The sequence below is a fragment of the Anatilimnocola aquadivae genome, assembly GCF_049819085.1.
Classification (GTDB): Bacteria; Planctomycetota; Planctomycetia; order Pirellulales; family Pirellulaceae; genus Anatilimnocola.
In genome coordinates this window covers 7775809-7790142 of record NZ_CP187419.1, presented here as the reverse complement: position 1 = coordinate 7790142, position 14334 = coordinate 7775809, and the positions used below count along the sequence as shown (strand labels likewise).

Below are 14334 nucleotides of genomic sequence, written 5' to 3'. Positions count from 1 at the left end.
GACCATGCCGATAAATTTTCGCCAGGTGTTTCCGTATGTGATGCTGCTGCTAGTGTCGGCTGCGGTGGTGTGGGCAGTGGCACTCAGCCCGCTCCCGCCGGCCGATTTCACCTTCGACAATGGCACGGAGGTGCAAACCCTCGACTCGGCGAAAGCCACCGGCAATCCCGAGAACCGGATGATCAACGGGTTGTTCGAGGGGCTTCTCCGCTCGTTGCCGCCAGCCGATTATCGCGAGAAGTATGGGCCGGGCGAAAACGCCCCGCTGACGGCTCAGCCTGGCATGGCCGAGTCGTACGACGTTTCGACAGATGGCAAAACGTACACGTTTCACATTCGCAAGAATGCTCTCTGGTCGGACGGCTCTCCGGTGACCGCGCACGACTTTGCCTTCTCGTGGCAGCGAATGCTGCATCCCGAAACCGGCAGTCAGTACACGTATCAGCTGTACTATGTGCGGGGAACACGCAAGTACACCGAGGCCAAGCTTGAGCCTGGCGACTCGGTCGAAGTGGAACTGGCCGATCGCAAAGACAAGTACCAGGCCTGGCCGCGTGGCACGATGGTGCGCGGCAAGCTGGTCGAGATTCTCAAGAGTTCCGAGCCTGAAATTGCTGGCACCGTCACGCCGGAAGACAAGTCGCGTCAATTGGCCGACTGGAAGAAGAGTTGGACCTATGTCGTCGACATCGACGGCAAAGCAACCCCGTTCAGCAAAGAGCCCGGCGCAGCGCTCACCTACCAAGACAAGATCCCTGAGGCTTGCATGCAGGTGCTCTCCGATTGGGAGAGCACCGTCGGCATCAAGGCCACTGATGACCACACGCTGGTCGTCGAATTGAACGATCGCACGCCGTTCTTTCATGAGCTGGTCGCCTTCTATCCGCTCTACCCGGTCAATCGTCGTTGCATTGAGAAGTACGGTTCGCCCCGCTGGACCAAGCCCGAGAACATCGTTTCCAACGGCCCCTTCAATCTCAAGTTGCGAAAACTGCGCGATCGGATCCGTCTAGAAAAGAATCCTCGCTACTGGGATGCCAAGAATGTCAAACTTAACAGCATCGACGTGCTCGCCCTGCGCGACGAGACCACGGCACTCAACATGTATCTGAAAGGGAATGTCGACTGGGCGACGACCATTCCAGCCGACATGATTCCGCAACTCAAACGGGAGTTGAAAGACGAGTTTCCTTCCGCACCGATGCTTACGGTCTACTTTTACCGGCTGAACACCGAAAAAGATGCCTTGAAGGACAAGCGCGTCCGCCAGGCATTGAATCTGGCGATCGACAAGAAGAACATCTGCGAGTTCGTGACCAAGGCCGGTGAAGTCGCGGCGGGAACATATGTGCCTCCTGGTTTGGCCGGCTACGAAAGCCCGCCGGGAATCACCTTCGATCCTCAGCGAGCCCGAGAGCTTCTCAAAGAGGCCGGCTATGCCGAAGGGCATCAACTCCCTCACATCGAGATACTGTATAACGACTCGCCATCACTTCACCGCACCATCGCCGAGCGGGTGCAGCAGATGTGGCGCGAACATTTGGGCGTCGACGTGCAATTGCGTGGGCTGGAGTGGGGCGTCTATCTGGATGCCCAGGATAAAAAGGACTATTACATTGCCCGCGCTGGTTGGATTGCCGACTATCCCGATCCGAACACTTTTCTCGATATGTTTGTTACGGGCGGCGATCAGAACATGACAGGTTGGGGCAATCCCCACTACGACCAACTGATTGCCGACGCCGGGAAGGAAGCCGATCCCGTCAAGCGAATGGCTATTTTCAAAGAAGCCGAGGCTCTGTTTTTGGACGAGTTGCCGATCATTCCGATGTACTTCTATGTTTCCAAAAATCTGATCAAACCGCACGTCAAAGGCTTTTGTAATGACGTGCAAGATTTGCACCCACTCACGCTGCTGGAAATCGACCGCGATGCCAAAACCAAAGGCAAGCCGTCGGGAGCAGCGAAATGAGTGCTCTGGAGTTGCTCGGCGCGCTGCTTCGCCGGCTCGGTTGGTTCGTGGTGACCTTTTGGGCTGTCTTTACCTTGTCATTCTTTTTAATGAGGCTCTCGCCCGGTGGTCCCTTCATGGGCGAGAAGAAACTTCCGGAAGAAATCCGCCGCAACCTCGACGAGTTTTACAACCTGAATGCCCCACTGCACGAGCAATACCTGACGACGCTCTGGAACGTGATGCGGGGACACCTTGGCCCCAGTCAAAAGCTGAAGGACTATACCGTCAACGAAGTGATTGCCGAAGGTTTCCCCGTGTCAATGTCGCTGGGTGTGATTGCGCTCACTCTGGCACTGCTGGTCGGCACGGTTGCCGGCGTCGTCTCGGCGGTCAAACGAAACACCATCTACGACTACGGCTTTATGGGTCTCGCTACGCTCGGCATCGCCATTCCAAATTTTGTCTTGGCCTCGCTCGCGATCATTATCTTCTGTTTCTACATTCCACTGCTGCCCGCTGCTGGTTGGGGCAGCCCGCGACAAATTATCCTGCCGGCAATCTGCCTGGCCGCTCCTTATGCCGCGTACATTGCCCGCCTGACGCGGGCCGGCATGCTCGAAGTGCTGAACCTCGACTATGTCCGTACGGCCTACGCCAAAGGCCTGCCTCAGCGGACTGTCATCCTCCGACATGCGTTGCGGGGAGCCATTTTGCCCGTGGTTTCGTTCATCGGGCCGGCTGCGGCTGGCATTCTCACCGGTTCGCTAGTAATCGAACGAATCTTTAATGTGCCGGGGTTTGGTTCGCACTTTATCGATGCAGCCCTGCAGCGAGACTATCCGCTGGCGATGGGAGCCGTGCTCGTGTACACGGCCCTGCTGTACGTGATGAATGCTCTCGTCGATTTGTCGTATTCTGTCATCGATCCTCGCGTGAAGTTGGAATAGCCGCTGGCCGTTATGTCTGCCGATCTTTCACCTGCGACCAATACCGCCGACCGCTATGCGGCCCTGCTGACCGAAGCTGCGCAGGTGCGAGGCATTTCCCTCTGGCACGATGCTTGGCGCAGGCTGCGCAAAAACTACGCGGCCATGACATCGCTCTATTTTCTGATTGCCCTCGCCTCCGTCGCCTGGCTGACTCCGCTGTTGCCCCTACAAAGCCCCAGCTTTCAGGTCGTCGATAAGGCCAACATCTTCAAGCCGCCGCGAACGCTGCAACGTCCGCTGAGCGTCTCGCTGGCCGATGTCAAAAGGTTCGATCAAGAAGTTGCCGATCTCACGGCCAAAGTTCGCATGGCAAGTGCCACTGAAAAGCCCAAACTCGAAGCCGAACTGCAAGGCAAGTCCCGCGCTCATCCGTTCAATCGCTTGTGGACGAACCCTGGGCCGCTGGCGCGAGCGATGATTCGCACTCGTCTGGCCATTTTTGGTCAGTGGTGCATTCCTTCAATCTGCGGCACCGACAATCTTGGCCGCGATGTCCTCTCGCGCATCTTTTGGGGCGCACGCGTTTCATTGATGGTGGGCGTACTGGCGGCCGTCGTTTCGCTGGTGATTGGTGTCAGCTATGGAGCTGTCGCCGGCTATGCAGGAGGCATGGTCGATGCTGGCATGATGCGCGCCGTCGATATTCTCTACTGCATTCCATTCATCTTCGTGGTGATTAATCTCATCATGTTGCTGAGCGACGATGCCATCAAGGCGACGCTCGCTAAGGTCGGCATCAACCAAATCGTGATCTTTTACATCGTGATTGGTGCCGTGTATTGGCTCACGATGTCGCGCGTCGTGCGCGGGCAAGTCATCTCGCTGAAACACGAACAGTTCATTGATGCCGCGCGGACTATCGGCGCGGGGAGCGGACGAATTGTCTTTCGCCACATTGTTCCCAACGTGCTGGGCATTGTGATTGTCTACCTCACGCTCACGATCCCCAGCGTCATGCTCTTCGAGGCATTTCTATCGTTCCTCGGCCTCGGCGTACAACCGCCGGATGTCAGTTGGGGACAACTGGTGAACGATGGCATCAAAGTCATCACCCCCATTGGCATTCACTGGTGGCTGGTACTCTTTCCTGGCTTGGCCCTGGCCCTTACCCTCTTCGCGCTGAACTTTCTCGGCGATGGCTTGCGCGATGCGCTTGATCCGCGGATGAAGAATCGGTGAGTGAGGGGTGCGGGAGATGAGGGAAATACAAATACCGCCGCCTCTGATTTCTCTCGCCCCTCGCGTCTCGCCCCTCGTCTCCCGCACCCCACTTCGCTCAGGCTCGTTGCCGCCAGGGCGAATGAAACGCAGCGGGAAGCGTGAGCACGAGGATGAGCACGCCGAGCCAGAGATAGCCGGGGATGAGCAGGGCCGCGACGCCAAAGAGGGCGAAGACGAGTTGGGGGAAGGCGACGAGCCAATCTCGCAGGACGGAGCTGCGTCCCAGCTGCGTGACGATTACCGCAAAGCCCAGGAGCGAGAACGCGATCAGCCAATCGTAGGAACGGGCAGGCTGCTGCGGCGCTGCCGGCAGCGAGACCGTCCAGGTGGGCATGTCCCCGGCCTGCGTGTGGCGAAGTTCGAACAGGGGCCGGGCAACGACGGCTTCCTGCATGGGCGTGAGATTGGCCAGCGTTGTGCCCGGGACCATCGTCGGGATTTCGGCGAGGGGCAGGGTCAGCAAGTCGGACATCTCGTTTTGGAGCGCTTGCAGGCGGGCGTTGACGACGGGCGCAAGCGGCGACGAAGGAGGCCGCTTGCGAATGGCCTGCCATTCGCGATCCCAATGTTGTCGCCAGAGTCGCAGCCAGGTATCGACCGATTCGGCCAGATTGCCGGCCGGGCTATCGGTGGCCCCGCGAGCAACTTTTGCCAACGCTTCGAGCGGCGCGAGCGGGTCGTTGTCGTCGGTCGATTTACTCCCCGCGAGCGTGGCAGGAGCGACCAGGAGCGCTGGGCCACTGATCTGCCAGCGCGTGCGTTCGACCGGAGCGCCGGCCAACTGAGGTGCGGCGAATTGCCACTTGCCGGAAGCTTCGTCGCGGACAGGCAAGCGACCGCGATAGATCACCTGGACCCACTGCGGCCAGCTATCGGAATGCAAGTCGACGGTAGCGGCTCCGCTGATGCCTGGTTCGCGGCGCAGTTGACCGGGAATGTTGTTGACGACCACCGCGACCAGTTCGTGGGCATCGGGCGGTTCGATCAGCAGGCTCTTGGCACCGCCGGGAACAACGGTCAGTTCCGACCGGCCCACGATGCGCCGATCGGTCTGCCACGAAACTTGATGATCGGCGAGGACCACGCGGGGCTGTTCGCGGCGCGTTCGTTCGGGCCGAGCGGACGCGCGGTAGCGATCGATAATGGCTTCGTAGGCGAGATTCGTCGGCGGTTCGTTCGCGGCAAAGATCGCCGGCAATTCGGGCCGCGCCTGCAAGCCCGCGGTTTGCCACTGCAGGCGCGAGTCACTGGCCTGGCGAGGTAACGAAACCCAGCGCTGCAGGTCGTGCGTGCCGACCAGATCGATGGCCGGCAAGCGAATCAATTCTTGTTCGGCTTCCAACGGCACAGTGAGTCGTAACAGCAACTGATCTTTGACTGGCTCCTGCAACTGCACTCGCAGCAAGTTGCGCGACTGCCCGGGGAGCAGTTCCAGATGCGAGCGCGCGGCAGGCTGCAAGTCGAACGGGCCGCTCCAATCGCGAGGGACGGAGAATTGCAATTCGTCGAACACTCCGCCGGGTGCTCGTAAGTTGGCAATCACTTCGACTTGCCAGCCTTCGGCCAGTGGAACCATGCGCGTGAGCAATTCACCCGATGAGCCAGGCAAAGCAGCGGCGAGCGTGACAGGAATTTGCGGGGGAACAGCACCGGGGCGAGTGCCGGTCCATTCGAGTTGAGCAATCAGACGGTCGACGGTCGCGACCTCGTCGAGGTCCATCTTCAGTGGCAGTTGTTTCCAGCCCGCGAGTTTGCCGAGTTTTACATCTGCTCCGGGACGACGGCGAATCAGGCACTCGTAATGTTGCACCTCAATATCGGTGGCTTGCAGCACGGGCAGGTTGACGAGTTTGCCCATTTGGTGCGGACGATCGGCCAACACTTCGACTTGCCAGGGTTCGGAGCGGACTTCGTCGAGGAGCAGGGTGAGTAAGCCGTCGGCATGCCGGAACCAGCGTGAGGCGACCGCGACGTCGCCCTGCGTGACACTCACTCGGCGAACGGTAAGCTGCGGCTGCAGTTGAAAGCGGAGCTGATTCAAGCTGGCGGAAGCAGCTTGCCCTTGCAAGCGATAGCGGACCGCCGTGTGATCGGGAGTGAGCGACCATTCGATCTGTTCGGTAGCTTGCAAGCGATTTTGCACGGCCGAGACTGCCAGCGTGGGACGAGGCACTTCGACCGTACTGCGAAACGCCTGCACGGGACTGAGCGTGACATCGCCCCATTGCTGCAAAAACTCGGCGGCCGGCAGTCCGCCGGGCTTGCCATTCCATTGCAGGCCGGGAGCGGTCCAAGCTGCTTGCCAGTCGCGCATGATGCGGTCGGCAGCAGGTTCGATCCGTGGCGGAATCAGGTTGCCAATGCCGGTCGTACCCACCAGCAGAAACGAAGCCGTCAGGGATACATCGCTGGTCGTTGCGCGCTCGAGCACGAAGTGGTGCAGGTTCACTTCACCTTCTTCGAGCCACTGCTTTACGATGTTCGAACCATTGCCGGTCGGCAACAAGCGAAAGCGCGGATCGGCGCGAATCACTACTTCGCGCAATTTGCCGGTGAGGGGGCGGAACTGCCACTTGCCTTCGACGGTGACCGAACTGGGGCGCAGTCTCCACAGCAGAAGTTGCTCGGCTTCGATCACTGGCGGCGGCTCAGCCAACGAGCGCGACCATTGCACCGTCAGCTGTTCCGTGGCTCCCAGGTCAGCTTGCCACGCGGCGGCATCGGTAGCCTGTTCGGCACCGCGCGCAGTGGGAAGGAGCACTTTGTCGGCGGAGGTCAGGGCGGGGACAATCGCGCGGCTATTCGCGACCGCGGGAATGCGAATCGTGGCACCGACCGCGCCGTCCTTGGGTGGTACGAGAAGCGCCAGGCCCACTTCAATGCGTTGGCGACCGGTTCGCTCGGCGTCGAGTTCAATCTGCAGGGCATCGCCAGCCGCAGACCAGGTGGCAGACGCTGCTTCACCTTCGATGCGCACGCCCGGATCAACCAAGCGAACCTGCTCGCGGCTGAATGGCAACTTGAACGAACTGCCGGCGCGGAAGACTTCGACTTCGTACCGCGCGACGACTCCCTGGAACGTGATGCCTTGAACCTCAGTGGCGGTTGTGGCCGCTTCGGTTTGCCAGCGGAGGTCGTACTGGGCCGAGCGAATGAGCCAATCGGGCTGGCCGGCGCTCACTTGTGGATTGTGACGAAACAAGGCTTCCCACAGGGGCGGCGAAACGTAGACGTACTCGCCGACAGGTTGGCGGTCTTCATCAATAGGAATGACCACACGCCAAGGTTTAGCAGCTTCTTCAGCGGCGCCAGCAGGAAGCAAGTTCCACGAAGTGGCCGCGAAGAGCACGGCCGAGAGGAGCAAAAAGCCAAGGAACAGCCGCATCAGCGGTTGCAGCAACTGTGTGCTGGGAGTGGTCGAAGACGAAGGGCTTTTGGCTTTGAGCGGCGAGCGAAATAGTTGCAACGCACAGCCGGTGAGCCAACCAGCGAGACCCGCTTGCAGGAAGATGCGCAGCGGAGGAGCAATCAGCATGCTCAGGGCGAGCCAGCCAATGGCGGCAGCTATCAGGCGGAACGTGCTCCACTGTTTGAAATACAACACCGCTGCGGCAGAGCACAGAGCCACCGCCAGGGCTAACAGCGCGAACCAGGTGGGCGAGTAAACATCGATTTGTACGTTGCCGCCGCTGGGAAGATCGCGCGAGAGCGAGGCTGCTCCTTCACTGGGCAGCATGAGCGAAAGGAACGACGTGCTCCGAAAAGCGGTGTCGCCGTCGGTTTGCGAACTGGGCCACAGTTGCCAATTGTTCGGCAGGTAGGCATGCCAATAACTCTGTAAGACGGGCAGGCGTGTCTCCGGAATCGGTGCCGTCCAGCGAGTGCGAAACCACGCATAGTTTTCATTCGCGGGAGAAGTGTACTCGAGCCGGACGAGTGGATTCTCACTGCTACGAGCACCATTCGTCGTTCGCAATGGAATGGAAAGCCAGCGAGGATCGCTCGTGCGCGAGAAGGCGAGCACTTCGCGGCCATCGACGACAGCCCGCGCTAGTCGCGCGTCGCTGGCGAGTCGCAGTTCCAGCGTTTCGACATCATCGCCGGCGACGACATAGTGCGCTTCGTGTCGGCCAGCACCGGTGGGAGAAAACCAGCTTTCGATTTCGCAGCGGCTGATCCAACCAGCCAAGGGACGTTGGGTTTCGAGCAGTGGCAGTAGCTTCAGGCGAGCATCTTGGCCCGCCTGGTAGCGAAATCGTGCGCGAACTTGGGAGGAAGACGGCGGAATCGGCAGCGGGCGCATCCGCTGAGCTTCCCACGTCAGGGGCGTATCGAGCGGCCCGATCAGCTCCACCTGCGCGGCATGCGAAGTGGCTTCCGGCAGTTCGATCATCGGCGCAAATGTCGAAGCCACGATCGACTCATTCCAGACCGCTTCCAGCGTGAACGAAGCATCGCGTGCGCGGGGCAGTTCGATGCGATAGAGCCCTGGTCCCGGTTGATCGCTGGGAGTGACAAGCGTTTCGACGCGCTCGGCGACCAGCGGACGGGGCTCTGCTTCCAGCCGCCACTGCGGATCGCTGGCCGGGGCCGGACGAATCTGTACGAGCACGCTGGAAACTGCCGACGACTCCGGATCGCAGCGGAGCGAGAGCCGATAGTCGACGCGCTGGGGGGCGAGATGAATTTGCAACGTCGACTCGCCTGCATAGCGGGGCGAACCCGGCGCGAGAAGAAAGCGAGGCTGACGGGCACTATCGGTGAGCTTGACCAGCCAGGTGCCGATGGTGGAATCGGCCAGGGCGCGGGCCTTGCTAGAAAGGACCGAGGGAGAAAGAAACTCGAGCCCGTCGGCGCTGAGCAACCGCGGTTCAAAACTGGCATCGGCCAGTTGCAGTGTCACGTAGCGCGTCTGGGTGGCGGCCGTGACGAATCGCACGGGCTGCAGAATATCGTCGTTCCACGCTTCGGCGCCCGAGCCGCGTACGTGCCGCAAGCGAGCTTGAACTCGCAAGGGACGTGAAGAACGCAAAGGCTGGCGAAGTTGGAGCGTGGCAACTTGAACATTGCCGCGAGTTTTCAGCGTGCGATCTTCTAGCAAATCGGCAGGGACGGTTTCAATGGAATCGATCACCCACGAGCGCGGTACTTCGCACTCGATGGTGAAGTGGCTGCCACTCGTGACGGTCAGTTCAGCTGCGAATTGAGCGACCAGTTGCTTCGGCTCCACTTGCAGGGTGAGCATGCTCAGGGCATCGAGAGGCTGAGCCATCACCGCTGGCTGCACTTCGATGACGGCAGCACTGCGTTCGAGTTGAAACTGCAGCAGGTCGGCTCCCTGGCTATCGCTGGCGAGTGTGGTGGCCGTCAAGCGACTTCCTGCTCCGGCGATGGCATCCAGCTGCAACCACCGCGGTGCGGCGATGTTTGCGCGGCCTTCTTGCCAGATCGCGTTCTCCACCGCAGCGCGCGGCAGCGACCACTTTTGCGGCAGCGGAGTCCAATCGGCAACCGCCGTGAGTTGAATCAATCGGCTGGTGCCGGTGAGTGGCTCGGGAAGTTGAATCACCGCGACCGGCTCGTCGGTGTTCGATTTCTCCGTCGTCCAGCTGAGTGATTGCTCGCCCCAACGCACCGAGGTCCATTGCAAGCGAGGATCGTGACGAATGCGAATCTGCCGCAGTGGAGCACGGTCGATATCGAGTTCCAGCGATAAATCCAAATCCATCTGCCCCGACGTGAAGACATAGCTGCTGGTCTCGCGGACGAGCACCAAAGGCTGAGCTTGTTCTTCGCGCTGGCGAGGTTGCACGACCAATTCGACGCGGCGTCCGCCGGCCGCTTCGATTTCCCACAGAGATTCTGGCAATGCATCGGCAGGCTTGTTACCATTTTCGGGCGTCACCGCGCCGCGTTCACGGACGATCGCTGTTTCGCTGACGAGCAACAAGTTGGCTGGCAAGCGGAGCTCGAGTTTTTGCCGCGCAGCAGCTGGCAGGTCGAATTCAAAACGGACGCGACCGCGCTCATCGCGACGACCGCGCAGCGACCACGACAACTGCAGGGTGCCGGACTTGGCCACGGCGACCAATAGTTGTTGCTTGTCACTCATGCCCCAAGTGGCTGGTTCTCCGGTGTCTCTGCCGGACGATTTCCACTGCACGTTCGCCAAGGGCAACGAACAAGGCGCAAGCGGCAGCCAGTGAACGACTGCGGTGGTCGCAGACGCCGATTGCAACTCGACCGTCAACTCCGCCGTGCCACCAACGATCTGATCGCCCCGAATTGTCCCTTGGTAGTTGGCCGCAGTGATGGTGGCGGTGGGGGGAGCCTCGTCGGGTGTCGCTGCAGGCTGAAAGTTGGCAGCGCGGCGTTCGAACTCGGCCCGCTTGATTGGTCGCAGGTCGCGAATCTCGGCCGACAGATCATCCTGAGGCACATAAATCTTCCTCAGCGGCTGCACGACCAGCGGCGCTGGCGCGGCCGGTGGTTGAGCGCTCAGCGACGAACCGCAGAGAGCCAGCGCGAGTGTCAACAGTCCAAACGCGAGGCATTTCGCGCGTCGATTCGCGCGGTGGGGAATCACGACTCCACCTCTTGGGGAGACGGAGGCAGCACGGGAGCGGCGGCCGTTGTGGCTGGTGGCGTCGAGCGACTGCCCGTCGAGCGAGGGCTGGAGAGTTTCGAGTTGGCGCGCGGCAAAGGCTGTGGTGCGCGCGGCACTTGCCCCGTCCATAGCCAGCGAATCGCGGCAAGGACAGCTACGATGACCAACCCGAGGGCGACTACTTGGGCCGCGAAGAGCGTTGTCTGCGGTGCGGCGATTCCCAGGGCGAGCAAGACAACAACCATCACCAACAGGCCCGTCGAACTTCGCACCTGAGGCACATGCAAAATGAGCATTCCCAGGACGAGGCCAATTCCGGCGAGCCAGGCTGCCAAAGATCGCTGGCCGATGGTCTGCAGCTGCAACGTCGGTTCGCTACCGACGCTGGAGAAGAGATAGCTGTTGAGCGACGTGGGCAAAGCTTCCTGCCGGCTTGCTCCGCACCAATCTTCGAGCGACCGCTGATCGTAGTTGGCAACGCGCGACCAGTAATAATTGCGCCAGCTCCACTTCATCTCGGGCGCGTAATCGCGCGGGTCGAACAGCAGGTGTTCGTGAGCAGGGAGAACCACTTGCCACTGGATGCGCTGGGGAGCACTGGCTCCCTCAAGCTGTGGCGGTGTGAACTGGTGATCGGCGAGCCACCAGCCTGCGGGGGTCCGCTTAAGTGAATACCAAAGTTCAATCACATGCGGTTGCGGACTGGTCGCGGCACCCAGTTCGATGCGCACGGTCCGTTCGCCAGCCGTTTGCGCAGGGACGTTCTTGCCGTCGACCATGACTTGAATGTTGCTGTTGGCAGTCGCGACGGGCAAGCGAGCGACCACGTTGGGCGCGGCGGTGCGTAGCTGCAGCACGCATCGTTCTTGCCGTTGCTGGGGCGAAAGCCAGGTTTGCACCCACATCCGGTCGATCACCAGCCCGCTGATTTCTGGCGTCTGCAGCAGGGCAACATCGATGTTCAACGAAGTGAGGAGCTTGTCGGATTTTCCTTCCAGCACCCCGCGCTGGCTGGGGGCCAGAGTTTCGTCGCCGCTGTCTGCCTCGGGCAGCTTGAGTTGCAGCTCTTCGGAATGCTCGATGCGAATGGTCTGACCGAGCAAGCGATCGAAGTCGGTATCGGCGGGGACGACGAGTGGAATCTGCAGTTGCGTGGCCGGCTCGGCCTTGAGTGTTGGCATGGGCAGCGAGTAACGAATTTGCAACTTGACCGCGCCGAGGCGATCTTGCATGTCGATCACTTCCAGCAGATTGCGGCCGTCGTCGTTAGGGGCCGGGCGATGCTCTAGCAATTGATCGTTCAGCGAAACCTGAAAACCCTTCAACTCGCTCAGATCGGTGGGCAAATCGAGCAGGTACGAGCGTTTTGATTCATAGGCGATTTGATAGTCGAGTTGTTGCAGCACTTCGACTGGCCCGCGTCGCAAGCGAATAGCGGTCTCGGCCTTCACGCTGCAGTGACGAGAACGAACGCGCCGCGCGGCGACAAAGGCAATCGATTCGCTGGAACCCAAGTCGCGATAGAGCAATGGGGGCTGTTGACGTGAGTTGGTTAGTGCCGCAGCGCTGGCGAGCGCGGCATCGGCGACCAGACCTTTCAGTTCGGTGGCGGTGGGCACCAGTTCGACATTGTCGGCCGGTTGCACCACGATGCTGGCGGGCGCGGCAACATCGACCTGCGGCCGAGGAAGCGAGAAACGCACCGTTTCGGCTTCGGCTCCCAAAGGTTGATGGGCTTCGATGCGAAACGTCAGTTCCCCTTTGGCTGCATCGTTTTGCGTAAGTGGCAAGGCGAGCGTCGTCACGCCTTCTGCCGGCGGCAAAGGCAGTTCGGCCGCGTTCTCACCCAGGACACGATCGATTCGCCAACCTGCCAAATCGAGATTGCTGGCGGTTGCTTTGGGGCCGCGAATGCGAAAACGAAAGCTGGCCTCCAGGCGCAACTGGGTGGCATCGACGAACACTTGATACTGCGGCTCGACCGCAATTCGCGTGGGACGCGGCGTGATCGAGAGTTTCAAATCAAGAGGCTGTTTGAAATACTCGAAGCGAGCCACCGGACGGCCATTCGCCACGGGCGCTTCGAGCAGTTCGACACGGCGCGTGGAAGCTTCTTCGGTCCAAGCGAGATTCCAGTCTCCTTCGACGAGAAAATCGATCGTACCTCGTTGCCGCTGCGCGCCGATGACTTCGAACCGAGCAGGGCGCACGGCAGTATCGTTGGCGTTGGCCGCGACTTCTTGTTCAGCAAGCAGGCGAATCTCAACGGGACCCGAAGTGGGGCGATCGAAGCGAACATCGACGAGCCGCCCCGCGTTGTTCTTGTTGACATCGGTCGACTCAGCCATGGCCGCCGTGTAGCCGGTCGTGGGTGCCGGGACGAGTTGCATGTCGGGGGGCAAGCGAACAGTGATGGTTTCCATGGGCTTGCCGAGCGTACGCAGCTTGAGGCGAGCTTCGGCGCTGATGCGACTGCGGCTCTCGACGCGGACGATAATCTCGCCGCTGGCTTCGAGCGTGGGCTTGGCTTCTGGCGAAGGAGCCCGGCCTGCTTGCCAGGCGAGTTGCAATTCACCGGTGGGACCAACCACCTGAATTTCGCTTTGCCCGGCGGAGAGACTCTTGGTCGAAAGAATTCCTTCGGATCCGCTGCGGAGCGAAGCAGTGGCCTGAGTAAGTGGCACTTGCAAGCGCATGGCCGATTCGGTCGAGCGCGGCAGGCTGAGTTGCAGTTTGCGCTCCAGTCCCGTGGCAGTGACCGGCACGGCCAGCTTCAGTTGAATTTGATGAGCTTTGCCTTCTCCCTTCAGCCAGAGCAAGAAGCCTTCGCCCTCGCCGGCCACGCTCAGGACGTGTTCGCCTGGGCCGGTGTACTTGGCCGGTTCCAGCAACGCGCCGCCACTCAGCCTCAGGGGAACGCGCACCCAGCCTGGCTGCTTCACGCGCACGCTGGCCGAGACTTGCAACTCGGCGGTGGGGCCATCGGCTTTGCCGGTGATCGTGAGGTTGTCGAAGGCAAAGGCAGGCGGTGGAGGAGGAAGCAGCCCCTTTTGGATCTGCACCAGCTTTTCGAAGTCTTCGAACGACAGCCCGATGACGGGGATCAAGTTCCCCTTGCTGTCGCGGATCATGTAAGTGTCTAGTTCGCTGGCCGGCGGGGCAGCGGGACCCAGGCGTGGAGCAAATGTCCTGGCGGCCGGAGATGGTTCAGCGGGAGCCCCTTCTGCCGCAGGCTCTTTCGTCTCGGCTTTGTTTTTTTCGTTCTGACCCCAAGCTGTGGGCAGAACCGGTGCGCAGAGCGAGACCGCCAGCCAGGCCCAAACCAGCATGCTGACCAGCGGCTGGTGTGTGGTCGAGAATGAGGACAAGACGAATCGCACCAGGGACGTTTCCCGTTACAAAATCCGACGAGTGTCAGCGTGGCGAGAGAAGAGTTTGCACACAATTCCCAGTTTAACTGGCTGGGGCCTTTGGACCAACTAAATCCGCCGGCAGTCGCCTACTTGCATTATCACCGGCTGCTTCGCTCCGCGGCCGGCAAATAACCGCCAAATCTGCTTCTC

5 protein-coding genes are annotated in these 14334 nt (G+C 60.7%); 3 read left to right on the top strand and 2 right to left on the bottom strand.

The window, feature by feature from the left end; translation table 11 throughout:
• The first annotated feature begins 4 nt into the window (after window positions 1-4).
• The 3 genes from NA78x_RS30785 to NA78x_RS30775 are packed head-to-tail and all read left to right on the top strand — an operon-like array spanning window position 5 to window position 4122.
• Window positions 5-1972, top strand: a complete 1968-nt coding sequence (locus NA78x_RS30785; RefSeq protein WP_425616219.1) for a peptide ABC transporter substrate-binding protein — start codon at window positions 5-7, stop codon at window positions 1970-1972.
• Window positions 1969-2901 (top strand): ABC transporter permease, encoded by a 933-nt coding sequence (locus NA78x_RS30780; RefSeq protein ID WP_425616218.1) that lies wholly within the window; start codon window positions 1969-1971, stop codon window positions 2899-2901. Before NA78x_RS30785 ends, NA78x_RS30780 begins: the two co-directional genes overlap by 4 nt.
• Window positions 2902-2913: 12 nt before the next feature.
• Entirely contained in the window at window positions 2914-4122 is a 1209-nt protein-coding gene (locus tag NA78x_RS30775) for an ABC transporter permease (RefSeq protein ID WP_425616217.1), read from the top strand.
• A 97-nt stretch (window positions 4123-4219) separates the two neighbouring features.
• Here the strand turns inward: NA78x_RS30775 and NA78x_RS30770 are convergent, their stop codons facing one another.
• Window positions 4220-10750 (bottom strand): hypothetical protein, encoded by a 6531-nt coding sequence (locus NA78x_RS30770; RefSeq protein WP_425616216.1) that lies wholly within the window; start codon window positions 10748-10750, stop codon window positions 4220-4222.
• Window positions 10747-14151, bottom strand: a complete 3405-nt coding sequence (locus tag NA78x_RS30765; protein ID WP_425616215.1) for a hypothetical protein — start codon at window positions 14149-14151, stop codon at window positions 10747-10749. Before NA78x_RS30765 ends, NA78x_RS30770 begins: the two co-directional genes overlap by 4 nt.
• Window positions 14152-14334: the final 183 nt, after the last annotated feature.

What these genes read in the sequence shown, in the direction of transcription:
- NA78x_RS30775 (WP_425616217.1), top strand. Translation starts at nt 2,914, where the DNA reads ATGTCTGCCGATCTTTCACCTGCGACCAATACCGCCGACCGCTATGCG.
- NA78x_RS30785 (WP_425616219.1), top strand. Translation starts at nt 5, where the DNA reads ATGCCGATAAATTTTCGCCAGGTGTTTCCGTATGTGATGCTGCTGCTA.
- NA78x_RS30780 (WP_425616218.1), top strand. Translation starts at nt 1,969, where the DNA reads ATGAGTGCTCTGGAGTTGCTCGGCGCGCTGCTTCGCCGGCTCGGTTGG.